Origin of the sequence: Pseudomonas sp. LPB4.O (assembly GCF_038383825.1) — a bacterium.
Classification (GTDB): domain Bacteria; phylum Pseudomonadota; class Gammaproteobacteria; order Pseudomonadales; family Pseudomonadaceae; genus Aquipseudomonas; species Aquipseudomonas putida.
Map to the genome: position 1 here is coordinate 6,020,493 of NZ_CP151298.1, position 18,040 is coordinate 6,038,532.

The 18,040-nt window shown below is 62.5% G+C and carries 17 protein-coding genes; 10 read left to right on the plus strand and 7 right to left on the minus strand.

Annotated elements, in window-relative coordinates; translation table 11 throughout:
- Positions 1–92: 92 nt before the first annotated feature.
- Both MRBLPB4O_RS27195 and argB read left to right on the plus strand, forming a co-directional pair.
- On the plus strand, positions 93–1,493 hold the full coding sequence (locus MRBLPB4O_RS27195) for a phosphomannomutase/phosphoglucomutase (RefSeq protein ID WP_341797136.1): 1,401 nt from the start codon (positions 93–95) through the stop codon (positions 1,491–1,493).
- Positions 1,494–1,523: 30 nt separating this feature from the next.
- Positions 1,524–2,429, plus strand: coding sequence for an acetylglutamate kinase (gene argB, locus MRBLPB4O_RS27200; protein WP_004575216.1), 906 nt, complete (start codon positions 1,524–1,526; stop codon positions 2,427–2,429).
- A gap of 179 nt (positions 2,430–2,608) precedes the next feature.
- On the opposite strand, the gene pyrE is transcribed toward argB, so the two are convergent.
- A complete protein-coding gene (pyrE, locus tag MRBLPB4O_RS27205) occupies positions 2,609–3,250 on the minus strand; it encodes an orotate phosphoribosyltransferase (RefSeq protein ID WP_003253405.1) in 642 nt (213 codons plus the stop codon).
- 80 nt (positions 3,251–3,330) lie between these two features.
- On the opposite strand from pyrE, the gene MRBLPB4O_RS27210 reads away from it, so the two are divergent.
- Entirely contained in the window at positions 3,331–4,110 is a 780-nt protein-coding gene (locus MRBLPB4O_RS27210; protein ID WP_003253401.1) for an exodeoxyribonuclease III, read from the plus strand.
- A 61-nt stretch (positions 4,111–4,171) separates the two neighbouring features.
- On the opposite strand, the gene rph is transcribed toward MRBLPB4O_RS27210, so the two are convergent.
- Positions 4,172–4,894, minus strand: a complete 723-nt coding sequence (gene rph / locus MRBLPB4O_RS27215) for a ribonuclease PH (protein ID WP_016489819.1) — start codon at positions 4,892–4,894, stop codon at positions 4,172–4,174.
- Between the two features lie 228 nt (positions 4,895–5,122).
- Here rph and MRBLPB4O_RS27220 point away from each other — a divergent pair, with 228 nt between their 5' ends.
- Both MRBLPB4O_RS27220 and gmk read left to right on the plus strand, forming a co-directional pair.
- On the plus strand, positions 5,123–5,986 hold the full coding sequence (locus tag MRBLPB4O_RS27220; RefSeq protein ID WP_016502227.1) for a YicC/YloC family endoribonuclease: 864 nt from the start codon (positions 5,123–5,125) through the stop codon (positions 5,984–5,986).
- A 13-nt stretch (positions 5,987–5,999) separates the two neighbouring features.
- A complete protein-coding gene (gmk, locus tag MRBLPB4O_RS27225) occupies positions 6,000–6,620 on the plus strand; it encodes a guanylate kinase (protein ID WP_243055119.1) in 621 nt (206 codons plus the stop codon).
- Positions 6,621–6,746: 126 nt separating this feature from the next.
- Here the strand turns inward: gmk and MRBLPB4O_RS27230 are convergent, their stop codons facing one another.
- The 3 genes from MRBLPB4O_RS27230 to MRBLPB4O_RS27240 form a co-directional block, all read right to left on the minus strand.
- The gene (locus tag MRBLPB4O_RS27230) at positions 6,747–8,288 is read right to left on the minus strand and encodes an APC family permease (RefSeq protein ID WP_019471048.1); all 1,542 of its coding nucleotides are present in this window, start codon (positions 8,286–8,288) and stop codon (positions 6,747–6,749) included.
- A gap of 113 nt (positions 8,289–8,401) precedes the next feature.
- Positions 8,402–9,175: a gamma-glutamyl-gamma-aminobutyrate hydrolase family protein gene (locus MRBLPB4O_RS27235; RefSeq protein ID WP_341797137.1), complete on the minus strand. Its 774-nt coding sequence runs from the start codon at positions 9,173–9,175 to the stop codon at positions 8,402–8,404.
- Positions 9,176–9,179: 4 nt separating this feature from the next.
- A complete protein-coding gene (locus tag MRBLPB4O_RS27240) occupies positions 9,180–10,562 on the minus strand; it encodes a glutamine synthetase family protein (protein WP_341797138.1) in 1,383 nt (460 codons plus the stop codon).
- Positions 10,563–10,767: 205 nt separating this feature from the next.
- On the opposite strand from MRBLPB4O_RS27240, the gene MRBLPB4O_RS27245 reads away from it, so the two are divergent.
- The 5 genes from MRBLPB4O_RS27245 (at position 10,768) to MRBLPB4O_RS27265 (ending at position 15,504) form a co-directional block, all read left to right on the plus strand.
- A complete protein-coding gene (locus MRBLPB4O_RS27245) occupies positions 10,768–11,640 on the plus strand; it encodes a LysR family transcriptional regulator (protein ID WP_341797139.1) in 873 nt (290 codons plus the stop codon).
- A gap of 240 nt (positions 11,641–11,880) precedes the next feature.
- A complete protein-coding gene (gene rpoZ, locus MRBLPB4O_RS27250; protein WP_003253383.1) occupies positions 11,881–12,144 on the plus strand; it encodes a DNA-directed RNA polymerase subunit omega in 264 nt (87 codons plus the stop codon).
- 59 nt (positions 12,145–12,203) lie between these two features.
- Complete coding sequence (gene spoT / locus MRBLPB4O_RS27255; RefSeq protein ID WP_016502233.1) at positions 12,204–14,312, plus strand: bifunctional GTP diphosphokinase/guanosine-3',5'-bis pyrophosphate 3'-pyrophosphohydrolase; 2,109 nt, start codon at positions 12,204–12,206, stop codon at positions 14,310–14,312.
- Positions 14,313–14,335: 23 nt separating this feature from the next.
- The gene (locus tag MRBLPB4O_RS27260; RefSeq protein ID WP_016489827.1) at positions 14,336–14,716 is read left to right on the plus strand and encodes a RidA family protein; all 381 of its coding nucleotides are present in this window, start codon (positions 14,336–14,338) and stop codon (positions 14,714–14,716) included.
- A gap of 56 nt (positions 14,717–14,772) precedes the next feature.
- Positions 14,773–15,504 (plus strand): hypothetical protein, encoded by a 732-nt coding sequence (locus MRBLPB4O_RS27265; RefSeq protein WP_341797140.1) that lies wholly within the window; start codon positions 14,773–14,775, stop codon positions 15,502–15,504.
- Positions 15,505–15,623: 119 nt separating this feature from the next.
- On the opposite strand, the gene MRBLPB4O_RS27270 is transcribed toward MRBLPB4O_RS27265, so the two are convergent.
- Positions 15,624–16,984 (minus strand): IS3 family transposase gene (locus MRBLPB4O_RS27270; RefSeq protein ID WP_341796297.1). Its coding sequence is split into 2 segments (ribosomal slippage): positions 15,624–16,516 and positions 16,516–16,984, totalling 1,362 coding nucleotides; the frame shifts between segments, so codons are not numbered across the junction.
- Positions 16,985–17,075: 91 nt separating this feature from the next.
- A complete protein-coding gene (locus MRBLPB4O_RS27275) occupies positions 17,076–17,933 on the minus strand; it encodes an SDR family oxidoreductase (RefSeq protein WP_341797141.1) in 858 nt (285 codons plus the stop codon).
- Positions 17,934–18,040: the final 107 nt, after the last annotated feature.

The following is an 18,040-nucleotide window of genomic DNA, read 5'->3' on the forward strand; positions in this document are numbered from 1 at the left end:
GGCCAAGGATGGCGAACTCTCTGGCGAAAGCACCGTCCAAGCGTTCAGTTTGCGCCTGCCCAGAAAGCCTTTGACTAATGGAGCTTCCAGAGATGAACGATATGGCCCACCTGGTCCCCGCCGCACTACCCGACAGCATTTTCCGCGCGTATGACATCCGCGGCGTGGTCGGCAAAACCCTCCACGCCGAAACCGCCTACTGGATCGGCCGCGCCATCGGCGCGCAGAGCCTGGCCCAGGGTGAACCGCAGGTTTCTGTAGGCCGCGATGGCCGCCTGTCGGGCCCAATGCTGGTCGAACAGCTGATCAAGGGCCTGGTTGACGCCGGTTGCCATGTCAGCGACGTCGGCCTGGTGCCCACCCCGGCGCTGTACTACGCGGCCAACGTGCTGGCCGGCAAGTCGGGCGTGATGCTGACCGGCAGCCACAACCCGTCGGACTACAACGGTTTCAAGATCGTCATCGCCGGCGACACCCTGGCCAACGAACAGATCCAGGCCCTGCTGACCCGCCTGAAAACCAACGACCTGACCTTGGCCGAAGGCCGCGTGGAAAAAGTCGAAATCCTGGAGCGTTATTTCCAGCAGATCGTCAGCGACGTGAAATTGGCCAAAAAACTCAAAGTGGTGGTGGACTGCGGCAACGGCGCCGCCGGCGTGGTCGCACCGCAGCTGATCCAAGCCCTGGGCTGCGAAGTGATCCCGCTGTTCTGCGAAGTCGACGGCAACTTCCCCAATCACCACCCGGACCCGGGCAAGCCGGAAAACCTCGAAGACCTGATCGCCAAGGTCAAGGAAACCGGCGCCGACATCGGCTTGGCCTTCGACGGTGACGGCGACCGCGTCGGCGTGGTGACCAACACCGGCAGCATCGTCTACCCAGACCGCCTGCTGATGCTGTTTGCCCAGGACGTGCTGGCGCGCAACCCGGGCGCCGAAATCATCTTCGACGTCAAATGCACCCGTCGCCTCACCCCGCTGATCGAACAGCATGGCGGCCGCGCACTGATGTGGAAGACCGGCCATTCGTTGATCAAGAAGAAGATGAAACAGACCGGTTCGCTGCTGGCCGGCGAAATGAGCGGTCACATCTTCATCAAGGAACGTTGGTACGGTTTTGACGACGGCATCTACAGCGCCGCGCGCCTGCTGGAGATCCTCAGCAAGGCCGAGCAGAGCGCCGAAGACCTGTTTGCCGCCTTCCCGAACGATATTTCCACGCCGGAAATCAATATTGATGTGACCGACGAGGGTAAATTCAGCATCATTGATGCACTGCAACGCGACGCCGACTGGGGCGAAGCCAGCCTGACCACCATCGACGGTGTGCGGGTCGACTATCCCCACGGCTGGGGCCTGGTTCGCGCCTCCAACACCACGCCGGTGCTGGTGCTGCGCTTCGAGGCCGACAGCGACGCCGAATTGCAACGTATCAAGGATGTATTCCGTACCCAGTTGCTGCGGGTTGAGCCTGAGCTGCAACTGCCGTTCTGACCGACTATCTGTTCCTTACAGGAGCCCTGCATGACCCTCGATCGCGATGCCGCTTCCCATGTAGCCGAGGTTTTGTCCGAAGCACTGCCTTACATCCGCCGCTTTGTCGGCAAGACCCTGGTGATCAAGTACGGCGGCAACGCGATGGAAAGCGAGGAGCTGAAAACAGGCTTCGCCCGTGACATCGTGCTGATGAAGGCTGTGGGCATCAACCCGGTGGTGGTCCACGGTGGTGGCCCGCAGATCGGCGACCTGCTCAAGCGCCTGTCGATCGAAAGCCACTTCATCGACGGCATGCGCGTCACCGACTCGGCGACCATGGACGTGGTGGAGATGGTGCTGGGTGGCCAGGTCAACAAGGACATCGTCAACCTGATCAACCGCCACGGCGGCAGCGCCATCGGCCTGACCGGCAAGGACGCGGAGCTGATCCGCGCCCGCAAGCTGACCGTCAGCCGCCAGACCCCCGAGATGACCACCCCGGAAATCATCGACATCGGCCACGTGGGCGAAGTGGTGAGCGTGAACACCGACCTGCTGAACATGCTGGTGAAGGGTGACTTCATCCCGGTGATCGCGCCGATCGGCGTGGGCGCCAACGGTGAGTCGTACAACATCAACGCCGACCTGGTGGCAGGCAAGGTAGCCGAGGCGCTGAAGGCCGAGAAGCTGATGCTACTGACCAACATCGCCGGCCTGATGGACAAGCAAGGCCAGGTACTGACCGGCCTGACCACCGAGCAGGTCAACGAACTGATCGCCGACGGCACCATCTACGGCGGCATGCTGCCGAAGATCAAGTGCGCACTGGATGCGGTGCAGGGCGGCGTGAACAGCTCGCACATCATCGACGGCCGCGTACCGAACGCGGTGCTGCTGGAAATTTTCACCGACAGCGGCGTGGGTACCCTGATTACCAATCGCAAACCACGCTGATCGTTAACCTGTCCCGGCCTCATCGCCGGCAAGCCAGCTCCCACAGGATCTTCATCGCCCTCAGAGACGGCGCTGTACCTGTGGGAGCGGGCAAGCCCGCGAAGAGGCCGGAACTGGCGGCACAAAAAAGGCGACCTTCACACGAAGGTCGCCTTTTTCTTTGCCAAGCCAGGCCAGGATCAGATCCCGTACTGCGCCCGGTAAGCCTCGACAGCCGGCAGATGCTGCTTGAGCTGCGGGTCATCGGCCAGGAACTCCAGCACCTGGGTCAGCGAAACGATGCTGACCACCGGGATACCGAAGTCGCGCTCCACTTCCTGGATCGCCGACAGTTCGCCATTGCCGCGCTCTTCGCGGTTCAGCGCGATCAGCACGCCAGCGGCCTTGGCCTGCTGGGCGTTGATGATCTGCATGACCTCGCGGATAGCGGTACCGGCGGTGATCACGTCGTCGATGATCAGCACATCACCGGCCAGCGGCGCGCCGACCAGGCTGCCGCCTTCGCCGTGGTCCTTGGCTTCCTTGCGGTTGAAGCACCATGGCACGTCGAGCTGATGTTGATCGGCAAGGGCCACGGCAGTGGTCGCCGCCAGAGGGATACCCTTGTAGGCCGGGCCGAACAGCACGTCGAACGGGATCTTGCTATCGACGATGGCTGCGGCATAGCACCGCCCCAGCTCGGCCAATGCAGAACCGGTGTTGAACAGGCCGGCATTGAAGAAATACGGGCTGGTACGCCCCGATTTCAGGGTGAATTCACCGAAACGCAGTACCCCGCGATCGATGGCAAAACGGATAAAGTCGCGCTGATACGGCTGCATGAATAGTCCCGGACACCACGGATTTAGCTAAATGGGTTGAGCTCGGGTATCATACACGCACGAGATTTTTGGGGCCATTTATGCGGATCATCAGTGTGAACGTAAATGGCATTCAGGCTGCGGCCGAGCGTGGTTTGCTCAGCTGGCTACAAGCCCAGAATGCCGACGTCATCTGCCTTCAGGATACCCGCGCCTCGGCCTTTGAACTCGATGACCCAGCTTTCCAGCTCGATGGCTATTTCCTTTATGCCTGCGACGCGGAGGTGCCTGCCCAAGGTGGTGTGGCCCTTTACTCGCGCATGCAGCCCAAGGCAGTCATCACCGGCCTGGGCTTCGAGACAGCCGACCGCTACGGGCGTTACCTGCAAGCAGATTTCGACAAAGTCAGTATTGCCAGCCTGCTGCTGCCTTCGGGCATGAACGGCGACGAAGACTTGAACCAGAAATTCAAGTTGATGGACGACTTCGCCAAGTACCTGGACAAACAGCGTCGCAAACGTCGCGAATACATCTATTGCGGCTCGTTCTACGTGGCGCAGCAGAAGCTCGATATCAAGAACTGGCGTGACAGCCAGCAGTCACCGGGCTTCCTGGCGCCGGAACGCGCCTGGATGGATGCGATCACCGGCGAGATGGGTTACGTCGATGCCCTGCGCGAAGTCAGCCGTGAAGGCGACCAGTACAGCTGGTGGCCGGACAACGAGCAGGCCGAGATGCTCAACCTGGGCTACCGGTTCGACTACCAGATCCTCACCCCGGGCCTGCGCCGCTTCGTGCGCAACGCCCGCCTGCCGCGTCAGCCGCGCTTCTCCCAGCATGCGCCGCTGATCGTGGACTATGACTGGACGTTGACCATCTGATTGCTGTTCAAACACGAAAAAGCCGACATTGATGTCGGCTTTTTCGTATCTACAGGAACAGTCAGTCAGCCAGAGCAGCCTGCTGCAGCTCGAAGATATCGTTCATGCCCTTCTGCGCCAGGGCGAGCATGGCGTTGAAGTCTTCCGGCTGGAACGGCGCGCCTTCGGCGGTGCCCTGCACTTCGATGAAGCCACCGGCGCTGGTCATCACCACGTTCAGGTCGGTTTCGGCAGCGGAGTCTTCCGGGTAGTCCAGGTCGAGCACGGCTTCGCCCTGGTACATGCCTACCGACACGGCAGCAATCATGTGCTTGAGCGGGTTGCCGCCCTTCAGGCCGCCGCGCTTCTTGATCACCGCCAAGGCGTCGCACAGGGCGACCATGGCACCGGTGATGGACGCAGTACGGGTGCCGCCATCGGCCTGGATCACGTCGCAGTCGACATACAGGGTGATGTCACCCAGCTTGCTCATGTCCAGCGCGGCGCGCAGCGAACGGCCGATCAGGCGCTGGATTTCGAGGGTGCGGCCACCCTGCTTGCCACGGCTGGCTTCGCGCTGGTTACGCTCACCGGTGGAGCGCGGCAGCATGCCGTACTCGGCCGTCAGCCAACCTTGGCCCTGGCCTTTGAGGAAGCGCGGCACACCGTTTTCCACGCTGACCGTGCAGATGACCTTGGTGTCACCGAACTCGACCAGTACCGACCCTTCGGCGTGCTTGGTGTAGTTGCGGGTGATGCGGATCGAGCGGAGCTGATCGGCGGCGCGACCACTTGGACGTTTCATCTGGGATACCTGTACTGGGACTTTGAATCTGCCGAGCATTATAGAGCCCGCAGCGCGGGGAAGACATGCCTATTGTCGCGCCCGACACAGCCCGTCGCCTTTTCCGACTGCCATGGCCACCCCTCTGTAACATAGGTGGATTGGGCGCCGAGGCCCCACTGCGCTACAATCCTGCGCCTTGCAGCCGAGAGGCTCCCACCGTTCATTCATCTACGCGAGGTACTCCCCATGGTGCACAGCATGACCGCTTTTGCTCGTGTCGAGCGCGCCGGCAGCCAAGGCACCCTGATCTGGGAGCTGCGTTCGGTCAACCACCGTTACCTGGAACCCCACCTGCGCCTGCCAGAGGCCCTGCGCGACCTCGAAGGTGCCGTGCGTGAAGGCCTGCGCCAGGGCCTTTCGCGGGGCAAGGTGGAATGTACGCTGCGCCTCAATGAAGACAGCAACGGCAAGCCGCTGAAGGTAGACCGCGAGCGCGCGGCACAGCTGGTCGCAGCCGCCGAGGAAGTGGCCGGCCTGATCAAGCAGCCGGCACCGCTGAACCCGCTGGAAGTGCTGTCGTGGCCGGGTGTGCTGGTGGCCGACACCAGTGACCCACAGGCGCTGAACGCCGAAGCCATGGCCCTGTTCGACGAAGCACTGGCCGAACTCAAGGCCGGCCGCCAGCGCGAAGGCCAGGAACTGGCCCGGCTGATCAACGAGCGCCTGGACAACATGACCAGCGAAGTCACCACCCTGCGCGCCCTGGTGCCGCAGATGCTGGCGGCGCAGCGGCAGAAGATTCTCGACCGTTTCGGCGACATGCAGGCCGAACTCGACCCGCAGCGCCTGGAGCAGGAAATGGTGATGCTGGCCCAGAAGAGCGACGTGGCCGAGGAACTCGACCGCCTCAGCACTCACGTCACCGAAGTGCGCCGCGTGCTCAAGGGTGGCGGCGCCGCCGGCCGACGCCTGGACTTCCTGATGCAGGAACTCAACCGCGAAGCCAACACCCTCGGCTCCAAGGCCTTCGACCCACGCAGCACGCAAGCGGCGGTCAACCTGAAGGTATTGATCGAACAGATGCGTGAACAAGTACAGAACATCGAGTAAGGCCAACCCGACCATGAATCACAGCAGCGGCACCCTCTACATCGTTTCGGCCCCTTCGGGCGCCGGGAAGACCAGTCTGGTAACAGCCCTGACCAAGGACGACCAGCAAATCCGCGTCTCGGTCTCGCACACCACCCGCGCCATGCGCCCGGGCGAGGAACACGGGGTGAACTACCACTTCGTTGTCCACGAGGAGTTCAAGGCGCTGATCCAGCAAGGCGACTTCCTGGAGCATGCCGAAGTGTTCGGCAACTTCTACGGCACCTCGCGCAGTGCGCTGCAGCAGACCCTGGACCAGGGCTATGACCTGATCCTGGAGATCGACTGGCAAGGCGCCCAGCAGGTGCGCAAGCTGATGCCGCAGGCGTTGTCGGTGTTCATCCTGCCGCCAAGCCAGGAAGCGCTTCGTCAGCGCCTGGACGGCCGCGGGCAGGACAGCGAAGCGATCATCGCCGGGCGCATGAAGGAAGCGGTCAGCGAGATGGTGCACTACGACGAGTATGACTACGTGATCATCAATGATGATTTCGACGCGGCGCTGGAAGACTTGAAGGCGGTGTTCCGTTCGAATCGCCTGCTGCTGAAGAAGCAGCAACAGCGAAACAGCGGGCTGCTGAAAGAACTGCTCTCCTGAGATACCACACGGGGCTGCTTTGCAGCCCTTTCGCGGCACAAGGCCGCTCCTACATTTGACAGCGTACGCCGTGCCTTTGTAGGAGCGGCCTTGTGCCGCGAAAGGGGCGCAAAGCGCCCCGCCGCTTCATTCCTGCAAAGGCAGGGTAGCCTGCTGACGCAGGGTAGCCCCCAGGAAGTAAGCCGGCGCCCGCATGCGCGACAGCATCATCAGCCCGATGCCGAGCACCGAGATGATCGCGGCAATCACGAATACCAGCCCCAACCCGCCCACATGCGAGCCACTGCCGAAGTCCGGCGAGGCGCTGTCGATGGCGGTCCGCGCGAAGATCACCGACAGGATAACCCCACCGACCAGCGGGCACAGGCCGCGCATGATGAAGTGACGCAGGCTGTCGAACAGGCTGGCGCGGAAATACCAGACGCAGGCGAACGCGGTCAGCGAATAGTAGAAGCAGATCATCATGCCCAACGCGGTGATGGTGTCCGCCAGCACGTTCTCGCTCAGGGTACGCATGGTCACGTAGAACAGGCCTGCTGCCAGGCCAGCGCAAATGGTGGCGTAGCGCGGGGTCTGCGAGCGCGGGCAGACGCTGGCGAACTTCTGCGGCACCGCACCGTAGTAACCCATGGCCAACAGGGTGCGCGCCGGTGCCACGAAGGTGGACTGCAGCGATGCCGCGGTGCTGGCCAGCACGGCGATGGACATCAGGATTGCCAGCGGCCCCATGACCGGGCCGGCCAGGTGGGCGAAGACGTTCTCCTGGATGCGTGGGTTGTTCAGGCCCAGCCCGGTTTCGCTGATACCGGCAAACTGTAGAGTGGCGATGGCGGTGAACAGGTACAGCCCGAGGATCAACATCACCGTCCAGGTGGCGGCCTTGCCTGGCACTTCTTCGCTGCCCACAGACTCTTCGCTGACGGTCAGGCACGTGTCCCAGCCCCAGAAGATGAAGATAGACAGCGACAGCCCGGCGGCAAAGGCCGAGAACGACTCGACACCGAACGGGTTGAACCAGGCGAAATCGAACGCCAGCGGTGGCGGCGCAGTGGTGCCGCCGAAGGCGGCAAAGGCAAAGCCGATCAGCACCAGCAATTGCAGGGCCACCAGGCCGTACTGCACGGTCATGGTGGTGGCGATGCCGCGACAGCAGATCCACACGGCCAGGCCGATGAACACGCAACAGGTGCTGATGTTGATCAACAGGTTGTCGGCCAACGCTGCCAGTTCATGCTTGCCGGTGATCTGGCCAAGGAACAGGTAGAAGAAATCGACCGCCACCCCCGCCAGGTTCGACAGCACGATGGTGGTGGCGACCACCAGCCCCCAGCCGCCGATCCAGCCGATCATCGGGCCGAAGGCACGCGCCGACCAGGTGAACGAAGTACCGCTGTCCGGCTCTGCCGAGTTCAGCTCGCGGTAGCCCAGGGCCACCAGCAGCATCGGCAGGAAGCCGACGATGAACACGGCTGGCAGGTGGGCACCCACCTCGCGCACGGTCGGGCCAAGGGCGCCCGTCAGGGTGTAGACCGGGGCGATGGTGGAAATGCCCAGCACCACGCTGGCCAGCAGGCCCAGGCGGCCTTTGGCCAAGCCCTTGCCGCGTTGGGTGTTGCCCGCGTCGGCCGCCACATCGGGTGGGCGGCCGGCTTCTGTATAATTGCTCATGAGTATTTGCCGTAAATTTTGGAATTGTTTTCGCAGGCCTTGCGCACAAGGCCTGCTTTCACTCATTGAAAGCTTGCTGCCGGGAACCAGTCATCCAAGACCTTCGGCTGACGTCAGAATGTCTCCTGCCGTGCGCCCTCCCGTGCCGCGTAGGCAACGCAGGCCTCGCGAAACGCCTGGAACAGGCGCAGCGAGACCGGGTTTTCGGTGAAGCGCCACTCCGGGTGCCACTGCACGCCAAGCACAAAGCCCGGCGCCGCAGGCATGGATACCGCTTCGATCAGGCCATCCGGGGCCCGTGCCTCGACACGCAAGCCCGGGGCGAGGCGGTCGATGCCCTGGCTGTGCAGCGAGTTGACCTCGAACTGCGCCGCCAGGCCCAGGCGCTCGAACAACCCGCCTGGCTCGATGCCGACAGGGTGACGAGGGCCGTATTGCACCTCCAGGGGTGCGTCCTCAGGTTCGCGGTGGTCAAGGTACCCGGGCATTTCCTGCACGCGCTGGTGCAGGCTGCCGCCAAGCGCCACATTCAGTTCCTGGTAGCCACGGCAGATGCAGAACACTGGCACGCCGGCGGCAATCGCTGCCTGCAGCAGCGGCAGGGTCAGGCGATCGCGCGCCAGATCGTGCCGGGTACCGGCTACGCTAGGGGCGCCATTGTAATGATGCGGTTCGATATTTGAAGGCGAGCCGGTAAAAACAATGCCGTGCAGCCGGGCCAACAGCGCCTGCGTGTCGCTGCCCCCGTCTCGGGCCGGCAGGATCAGCGGCAAACCGGCAAAGCCGGCCGCCTCGATATACTTGTCGCCTACCGTGTGCGACGAGTTCTTCCCCACCTGCTGGCGGCAGGCGCTGACACCGATCAAGGGGACCGCATTTGCGCTCATGGGCTTACACCGTGTGCAGGTACCAGTTGTACTCAAGGTCGGAAATCGACACTTCGAACTCGGCCAGCTCGCTTTCCTTGCAGGCCACGAAGATATCGATGTAGTCCGGGCTGATGTATTGGTTGAGCACTTCGCTGTCGTCCAGCGCGCGCAGCGCATCACGCAGGTTGTTCGGCAGGCTCTGTTCCAGCTGCTCGTATGAGTTGCCCTCGATCGGGGCATCCGGCTCGACCTTGTTGGTCAGGCCGTGATGCACGCCGGCAAGGATTGCCGCGAGCATCAGGTACGGGTTGGCATCGGCGCCGGCCACGCGGTGTTCCAGGCGCACGTTTTCGCTGCTGTCGGTAGGCACGCGCACGGCCACGGTGCGGTTGTCCAGGCCCCAGCTCGGCGCATTGGGCACGTAGAACTGCGCGCCGAAGCGGCGGTAAGAGTTGATGTTCGGGCAGAGGAAGGCCATCGACGCCGGCATGGTCTCCAGCACACCACCAATGGCGTGGCGCAGCGTGTCGCTTTGCAGCGGGTCATCGCTCGAGAAGATGTTCTTGCCGGTTTTCTTGTCCAGCAGCGAGATATGCACGTGCAGGCCGTTGCCGGCCTGGCCCGGGTAGGGCTTGGCCATGAAGGTGGTGTCCATTTCATGGTCGTAGGCAACGTTCTTGATCAGCCGCTTGAGCAGGATCGCGTAATCGCAGGCCCTCAGCGGGTCGGCCACGTGGTGCAGGTTGACCTCGAACTGCGCCGGGGCGCTTTCCTTGACGATGGCATCGGCAGGCAGGCCCTGCTCCTTGGCCGCTTCGAGCATGTCCTGCAGGCAGTCGGCATATTCGTCGAGGTCGTCGATCAGGTACACCTGGGTCGACTGCGGACGTTTGCCGGAAATGGGCGAGCGCGGCGGCTGCGGGCGGCCGTTGAGGTTGTCCTGATCGATCAGGTAGAACTCCAGCTCGAACGCCGCGCAAATGGTGAGGCCCAGATCGTCGAACTTGCTCACCACCTGACGCAGCACTTCACGCGGGTCGGCGAAAAACGGCGCGCCTTCGATCTCGTGCATGGTCATCAGCAGCTGGGCGGTGGGGCGTTTCTGCCACGGCTCATCCGACAGCGTGCCGGGGATAGGGAAGCAGATGCGGTCGGCATCGCCAATGTCCAGGCCAAGGCCGGTGCTCTCTACCGTGGAACCGTTGATGTCCAGGGCGAACAGCGAAGCCGGCAGGTTGATGCCTTTCTCGTACACCTTGTGCAGGCTGGCCCGCTCGATGCGCTTGCCACGTACCACGCCATTCATGTCGGAGATCAGCAGGTCGACGTACTGCGTTTCCGGATGGGCCTGGAGGAAGTCATTCATCTCGCTGGAAGAACTGGCGCACGGGGTTACCGACGTCATGGTGTACATCCTTTGATGTGCTGCGGCGATGTGGGGATACGGCTGGCGCCTCACGGGCGACGATGGTTGCAGCTGTTGTTTTTTTCACTTTCCCATCGTGGGGATTGGTTACCCGACCGGACGCATTGATTCCGGGGGGCCGTTTCACTATAAAATGGCCCCGACGCAACAGACATTGGCAATTCGGCAAGCAGAGCGTGCACCAATGCAATATCAGATCACCCACGCCGACCTCTCCCTGGTCCTGGCACTGGAGCGCGGCCGCTCGCTGGCCAAAGCCGCCGAGCTCCTCAAAGTCGACGTTTCGACGGTATTCCGCTCGATCCGACGGCTGGAGTCGGCGCTGGGCACCGCCTTGTTCGTCAAGAGCCGCAAGGGCTACCTGCCGACCGACACTGCCCAGGCCCTGGCGGAGCAGGCCGAGCGCGCGGAACAGGCGCTGGAGGCGGCGCGCATTGCCATGACCAGTGGCGAGCAGGTTGTAAGCGGCACGGTGCGGGTGACCTGCACCGAGGCGGTGATGCATAGCCTGCTGCTGCCGGCGCTGGCCGAGTTCATGCCCAACTACCCGGCCTTGTCGCTGGAGATGGGCACCTCGAACACCTTCGCCAACCTCAGCCGGCGTGATGCCGACATTGCCCTGCGCCTGACCAACACACCACCGGAGCACCTGGTGGGTCGCAACCTGGGGTCCACTTCCTATGTGGTCTGCGGCCAGCCGCAGTGGCGCGAGCGCCTGGCCGAGTCGCCCGCCGGTGTGCCATGGATCGCCCCCGACGACTCGATGCAGGACCACCCCACGGTGGTCTGGCGCAACCAGCAGCACCCTGGGTTGAGCCCGCGCTATCAGTGCAGCGGCATGTCGACCATCGCCCAGCTGGTAACTGCCGGCCTGGGCGTGGCGGCGCTGCCGGACTACATGGTGCACGCCCTGCCCGGCGTGGATGCGCTGAGCGGACCGCTGCCGGGTTGCGACACCCAGCTGTGGCTGCTGACCCGGCCGGATTGCCGGGCGCTGCGCTCGGTGCAGACCCTTTTCGAAGAGCTGACGCCGCGGTTGCGTGGCGCGATGCTCTGAGGTTATCGTCGGCTCAAGTATTGCGGCTGTCTGTTCCGGCCCTTTCGCGGGAAAACCCGCTCCCACAGGGTAGGCGGTGCCTGTGGGGGCAGGTTAACCCGCGAAGAAGCAAACACAGTGCTTCAAGGTGACCGCCCGGCAAAACAGCGCTTCCCTATTGGCTGGTGAATTTTTATACTATCGAGTCCGCCTGCCCATTACTGGGCTGCACGCCCACCGCATTTGCTACTGAGGAAGACCATGGCCCGCGTAACTGTTGAAGACTGCCTGGAACACGTGGATAACCGCTTCGAGCTGGTCATGCTCTCGACCAAGCGCGCTCGCCAGCTGGCGACCGGCGGCAAAGAGCCACGCGTTGCGTGGGAAAACGACAAACCGACCGTTGTTGCCCTGCGTGAAATCGCCGAAGGCATCGTCACCAACGAGTTCATCGCCGCTGAAGAGATCGTCACCGAGGATCCGGTCTTCGCCGCCTTCGAGGACGAGAACAACGAGGCTGTCTGATTGATGCCAGGTCGACGTCGCACGGCGCAAGGCCCTCGTCCTCCGCAGGAGGTGAACCCATGCCGGGTATAGAAGCCTTGGCCGAACGGCTGTCGACCTACCTTGGCCCCGAACAGGTCAACCTGGTCCGGCGCGCCTATTTCTACGCCGAACAGGCCCACGATGGGCAGCGCCGCCGCAGTGGCGAGCCCTACGTGACCCACCCGCTGGCCGTGGCCAGCATCCTCGCCGACATGCACATGGACCATCAAAGCCTGATGGCGGCCATGCTGCACGATGTGATCGAAGACACCGGTATCGCCAAGGAAGCCCTCAGCCAGCAGTTTGGCGAGACGGTGGCCGAACTGGTCGATGGGGTCAGCAAGCTGACCCAGATGAACTTCGAGACCAAGGCCGAGGCGCAGGCCGAAAACTTCCAGAAGATGGCCATGGCCATGGCCCGCGACATTCGCGTGATCCTGGTCAAGCTGGCCGACCGCCTGCACAACATGCGCACCCTGGAAGTGCTGTCCGGCGAAAAACGCCGACGCATCGCCAAGGAAACCCTGGAAATCTACGCCCCCATCGCCAACCGCCTGGGCATGCACACCGTGCGCGTGGAGTTCGAGGACCTCGGCTTCAAGGCCATGCACCCGATGCGCTCGTCGCTGATTCACCGGGCGGTGAAAAGCGCACGCGGCAACCGCAAAGAGATCGTCGCCAAGATCGAGCATTCGCTGGCCAACTGCCTGGCTGCCGACGGCATCGAGGGCGAGGTCAGCGGCCGGCAGAAACACCTCTATGGCATCTACAAGAAGATGCGCGGCAAGCGCCGTGCCTTCAACGAGATCATGGACGTGTATGCCTTCCGCATCATCGTCGACAAGGTCGATACCTGCTACCGCGTGCTTGGCGCCGTGCACAACCTGTACAAGCCGCTGCCCGGTCGCTTCAAGGATTACATCGCGATTCCCAAGGCCAACGGCTACCAGTCGTTGCACACCACGCTGTTCGGCATGCACGGCGTGCCCATCGAAATCCAGATCCGCACCCGTGAGATGGAAGAGATGGCCAACAACGGCATTGCCGCGCACTGGCTGTACAAGTCCAACGACGATGAGCAGCCCAAGGGCAGCCACGCCCGCGCGCGCCAGTGGGTCAAGGGCATCCTCGAACTGCAGCAGCGTGCCGGCAACTCGCTGGAATTCATCGAGAGCGTGAAGATCGACCTGTTCCCGGACGAAGTCTACGTGTTCACGCCCAAAGGCCGCATCATGGAGCTGCCCAAAGGCTCCACGGCGGTGGACTTCGCCTACGCGGTGCACACCGACGTCGGCAACAGCTGCATCGCCTGCCGCATCAACCGCCGCCTGGCGCCGCTGTCCGAACCGCTGCAAAGCGGCTCGACGGTGGAAATCGTCAGCGCCCCAGGCGCACGGCCGAACCCGGCCTGGCTCAACTTCGTGGTGACCGGCAAGGCGCGCACGCACATCCGCCACGCGCTCAAGCAACAGCGCCGCTCCGAGTCCATCAGCCTGGGCGAACGCCTGCTGAACAAGGTGCTCACCGGCTTCGACAGCAGCCTGGAGAAAATCCCCCAGGAGCGCATCCAGGCGATTCTCGCCGAGTACCGCCTGGAACTGATCGAAGACCTGCTCGAAGACATCGGCCTGGGCAACCGCATGGCCTACGTGGTCGCACGCCGCCTGCTGTCGGCCGACGGCGAGCAACTGCCTGCACCGGAAGGCCCGCTGGCGATCCGTGGTACCGAAGGCCTGGTGCTGAGCTACGCCAAGTGCTGCACGCCAATCCCTGGCGACCCGATCGTCGGCCACTTGTCAGCCGGCAAGGGCATGGTCGTGCACCTGGAGAATTGCCGCAACATCAGTGAAATCCGCCATAACCCGGAGAAGTGCGTACAGCTTTCCTGGGCCAAGGACATCACCGGTGAGTTCAATGTCGAACTGCGTGTCGAACTGGAGCACCAGCGCGGCCTTATCGCCCTGCTGGCCAGCAGCGTCAACGCCGCCGACGGCAACATCGAGAAGATCAGCATGGACGAACGCGACGGCCGTATCAGCGTGGTCCAACTGGTGGTCAGCGTGCACGACCGTGTGCACCTGGCGCGTGTGATCAAGAAGCTGCGTACCCTGACCGGTGTGGTCCGCATCACCCGCATGCGTACGTAGTCCGCCAACCGCAAGGAGTCATCATGAGCAAGACCGTCATCACTAGCGACAAGGCCCCAGCCGCCATCGGCACCTACTCGCAGGCGATCAAGGCCGGCAACACGGTGTACATGTCGGGCCAGATCCCTCTGGACCCTAAGACCATGGAACTGGTCGAAGGCTTCGAAGCCCAGACCGTGCAGGTGTTCGAGAACCTCAAGTCCGTGGCTGAAGCCGCTGGCGGTTCGTTCAAGGACATCGTCAAGCTGAACATCTTCCTCACCGACCTGAGCCACTTCGCCAAGGTCAACGAGGTAATGGGCCGCTACTTCGAACAGCCCTACCCGGCCCGCGCCGCCATTGGCGTTGCCGCGCTGCCGAAAGGCGCCCAGGTCGAAATGGACGCCATCCTGGTCATCGAATGATGCCCCGGTGACGGGCGCCCTGCCCGTCACCCCCTCCTTTGCAAGGTTATCCCGTCATGCGTCAAGCACTGCCCCTCGCGCTGGCAGCCCTGCTACTGGGCGGCTGCGCCAGCCACAAACCCGAAGATTTCAACGGCACCTGGATCAACCAGGAGGCCATCACTGCTGCGGTAAAAGGCGGCAGCCTGCGCCAAGCGCTGAATGAACACGGCCCCGTATTCGAATGGAAGCTCGACGTTGCCAGCCAGCAGGCCAGCTACAGCAATGGCTTCGAGGCCGCTGACGGCCAGCTGAGCAGCAACGAAAAGCAATGGCAGGCCAGCTTCGAGGGCGGCCAGACCGAGCAGCTGTCGCTCGACGGTGACGAGCTGCAAGCCGTCGACCAGCGTGGCGCCAAGCAGACCTTCGTCCGTGCCAAGGCGCCGGCGACTGCCAATGCGCCGCTGGGCAGCAGCTTCGAGAAAGCGCTGTACCAGGCCTACCTGGGCGGCAACTGGAAGGTGGTCGAAGGCGAGGGCAAAGGTGCCAGCGTGCGCTTCAGCGACACCGGCAACGTCACCGGCCTGCCGGGGCCAGACCGTTTCGCACTGTGCCTGGCAGGCGACTGCGCGACCATGGGCGGCAGCAATGACAGCCTGTGGCTGGAGCGTAACCAGCGTGGTGCACCGTTCATCATCAAGCGTGATGGCGACACGCTGGAGATTTTCCAGGCAGTGAACCGTGCGCAACCGGATGAAATGCCGGAGCTGGCGGCGGGCAAGCGCCAGTGGGTGCTGGAGCAGAACTGAATCCTGCTGCATTTGCACTGAATGTAAAGGCCTCTTCGCGGGTAAACCGCTCCCACAGGGTAATCACTGTCTTCAGGCCTTGTGATATCCCTGGACTGCCCCCCAAAAGTTGGACAGTTTCAGCTAGCAGACTCAGCAGCATGGGCCCTGTATTCCACAGGGCTCATGCCATTGAGCTTTAGCTTGATGCGGTCATGGTTGTAGTAGTGGATGTACTCGTCCAGACCGGCTTTCAGTTCTTCAACGCTCTCGAAACGCTTCAGGTAGAAAAACTCGGACTTAAGCGTACCAAAAAAGCTCTCCATTGCCGCATTGTCCAGGCAGTTTCCTTTGCGTGACATGCTCTGGTTCAGTCCTCGCTCTGCCAGCTTATGGCGGTACTGGGAGTGCTGGTAGTGCCACCCTTGATCCGAGTGAAGCACCAGCTTCGGCTTGTTTCCCAGGCGCTTGAAGGCCTTGTCCAGCATGTTGGTAACCAGCCCGAGGCAAGGCCTGCTGGCCACTTCGTATGCCACGATTTCGGCGTTGTACAAGTCCATCACAGGAGAGAGATAGACCTTTTTCTCAGCTACTTTAAACTCGGTCACATCGGTCACCCACTTCTGATTCGGGCGCTGCGCGAGGAAGTTTCGCTCCAGCAGGTTAGGCGCGATAGTGCCGACGACGCCCTTGTACGACCGATACTTTTTGGGCCGTACGAGTGAGCGAAGATCAAGCGCGACCATCAAGCGTTCTACGACCTTCTTGTTAACCAAGGTGCCGGCGTTGCGGATCACCGCCGTCACACGCCGGTAACCGTAGAGCCCTTTTTCCTCGTGATAGACACGCTGAATCAGCTGTTTCAGGACAGCATGCTTGTCAGGTTTGGCCTGCGCCTGAAGTTGGTAATAGAACGTGCTGCGAGGTAAGTCAGCCAGTTGCAGAACGGCGGCCAAGGGAAACCTGTCCTTGAGCGCCGACACGATCAGGGCTTTTTGGGCTGACTTCGCTCCTGCTTCTTCAGTTCTTCCAGCTTTTTTAGGTAAGCGTTCTCCATACGCAGCCACTCAAGCTCAGCCAGCAACTGGTCGCGGCTTTTATCGGTGTCATCGGACGTCGTAGGTTTTATGGGGTAAGGCTTTTTCGACATGGCAGCGGGTTTTCTTCTCTTGGGAGCAGGTAAATCCAGACTCCCACTGTAGTGCTGCCGCGCCCAAATGCCTATCTGCGAGGACTGACCAAGACCAAAATGGGCGGCGGTCTGGCGCAAGGAAAGCTGATGCTTGTGCATGTACTCAAGGACTGAGCGCTTGTAGGCCGTGCTGTACCGCTGGCCGGTTTTGCGCAGGCTGAACTGACCATGCTTCTGGAAAGCGGAGAACCAGCGCCGCAGCAGGCTGAAGTCCACTGCAAATCGCCGAGCTACTGTTCTAAATCCTTCACCACCCTCCAGGTAGGCCTGGACGGCGGTGAGCTTGAATTGATCTGAGTACTTGCTCATGTGAACACCCCAAGAAATTGGATTGGTGTCCAACTTCCTGGGGGCAGTCCACCCTGTGGGAGCGGGTTTACCCGCGAAGAGGCCGGTAAATTCAACGCCCTCCTTTCAGGATGGCTGCGTACCCTTCCTTGTAGCTTGGGTACACCGGCGCCCAGCCCAGCGCCCGGGCCCGGGCGTTGCTGCAGCGCTTGCTGCCGGTACGCCGCACCCGTTGTTCATCGGACCACTCGGTAACCCCCATGTATGCCCGCAGCCAGGCGACCACGTCAGCCAGCGGCGCCGGGTCGTCATCAACGCCAATGTAGTAGTCGTCCAGCACCTTGCCATCGGCATCGGCCTGCAGCAGGTGCGCCAACAGGCTGGCAGCATCCTCGGCATGAATACGGTTGCCATACAGCGGCGGCTCCTCGGCGACGCGGTAACCCTGGCGCACCTGGCTCAGCAGCCACTCGCGGCCTGGGCCGTAGATGCCCGTCAGGCGCACAACGCTCGCCGGGATACCACTGGCCAGCGCCAGCCGCTCAGCCTCCAGCATCACCCGCCCGGAATAACCTTCAGGCTCGGTGGCCGCGCCTTCCTCGACCCACTCGCCGCCCTTCTGCGCATACACGCTGCTGCTGGAAACGAACAGCAGGCGACGGGGGCGCTGGCCTCGCTCGGCCAGCCAGGCCAGCACATGGCGCAAGCCATCCACATAGGCCGCCTGGTAACCGGCCTCGTCGTGCTGGCTGGCCGCCACGCAGTACACCAGGTAATCCAGTGGACCCTGTGGCCAGGCTTGCGGGATCGACGGTTCGGCCAGGTCCGCGGCAACCGGTTGAACGCCCGCAGGCAGCTGCCCGACAGCGCGGCGCAGGCCGCTTACCTGCCAGCCTTTGCCCAGCATTTGCAGGGCCAGACGCCCACCTACATCACCACAACCCACCACCATCACGGAAAGGTCTGACATCTCTGAACTCCCTAGACCAATTGATCAGCCCGGCCACGCTACACGATGGGCGGCTAGACCATAGGCGAAAAAAGCAACAAGATTACTTTTGTTAACAAGAATTACTT

What these genes read in the sequence shown, in the direction of transcription:
- MRBLPB4O_RS27235 (WP_341797137.1), bottom strand. Translation starts at nt 9,175, where the DNA reads ATGAGCGCAAATGCGGTCCCCTTGATCGGTGTCAGCGCCTGCCGCCAG.
- MRBLPB4O_RS27210 (WP_003253401.1), top strand. Translation starts at nt 3,331, where the DNA reads ATGCGGATCATCAGTGTGAACGTAAATGGCATTCAGGCTGCGGCCGAG.
- MRBLPB4O_RS27275 (WP_341797141.1), bottom strand. Translation starts at nt 17,933, where the DNA reads ATGTCAGACCTTTCCGTGATGGTGGTGGGTTGTGGTGATGTAGGTGGG.
- rph (WP_016489819.1), bottom strand. Translation starts at nt 4,894, where the DNA reads ATGAAACGTCCAAGTGGTCGCGCCGCCGATCAGCTCCGCTCGATCCGC.
- spoT (WP_016502233.1), top strand. Translation starts at nt 12,204, where the DNA reads ATGCCGGGTATAGAAGCCTTGGCCGAACGGCTGTCGACCTACCTTGGC.
- MRBLPB4O_RS27230 (WP_019471048.1), bottom strand. Translation starts at nt 8,288, where the DNA reads ATGAGCAATTATACAGAAGCCGGCCGCCCACCCGATGTGGCGGCCGAC.
- argB (WP_004575216.1), top strand. Translation starts at nt 1,524, where the DNA reads ATGACCCTCGATCGCGATGCCGCTTCCCATGTAGCCGAGGTTTTGTCC.
- MRBLPB4O_RS27195 (WP_341797136.1), top strand. Translation starts at nt 93, where the DNA reads ATGAACGATATGGCCCACCTGGTCCCCGCCGCACTACCCGACAGCATT.
- MRBLPB4O_RS27240 (WP_341797138.1), bottom strand. Translation starts at nt 10,562, where the DNA reads ATGACGTCGGTAACCCCGTGCGCCAGTTCTTCCAGCGAGATGAATGAC.
- pyrE (WP_003253405.1), bottom strand. Translation starts at nt 3,250, where the DNA reads ATGCAGCCGTATCAGCGCGACTTTATCCGTTTTGCCATCGATCGCGGG.
- MRBLPB4O_RS27260 (WP_016489827.1), top strand. Translation starts at nt 14,336, where the DNA reads ATGAGCAAGACCGTCATCACTAGCGACAAGGCCCCAGCCGCCATCGGC.
- MRBLPB4O_RS27265 (WP_341797140.1), top strand. Translation starts at nt 14,773, where the DNA reads ATGCGTCAAGCACTGCCCCTCGCGCTGGCAGCCCTGCTACTGGGCGGC.
- MRBLPB4O_RS27220 (WP_016502227.1), top strand. Translation starts at nt 5,123, where the DNA reads ATGGTGCACAGCATGACCGCTTTTGCTCGTGTCGAGCGCGCCGGCAGC.
- gmk (WP_243055119.1), top strand. Translation starts at nt 6,000, where the DNA reads ATGAATCACAGCAGCGGCACCCTCTACATCGTTTCGGCCCCTTCGGGC.
- MRBLPB4O_RS27245 (WP_341797139.1), top strand. Translation starts at nt 10,768, where the DNA reads ATGCAATATCAGATCACCCACGCCGACCTCTCCCTGGTCCTGGCACTG.
- rpoZ (WP_003253383.1), top strand. Translation starts at nt 11,881, where the DNA reads ATGGCCCGCGTAACTGTTGAAGACTGCCTGGAACACGTGGATAACCGC.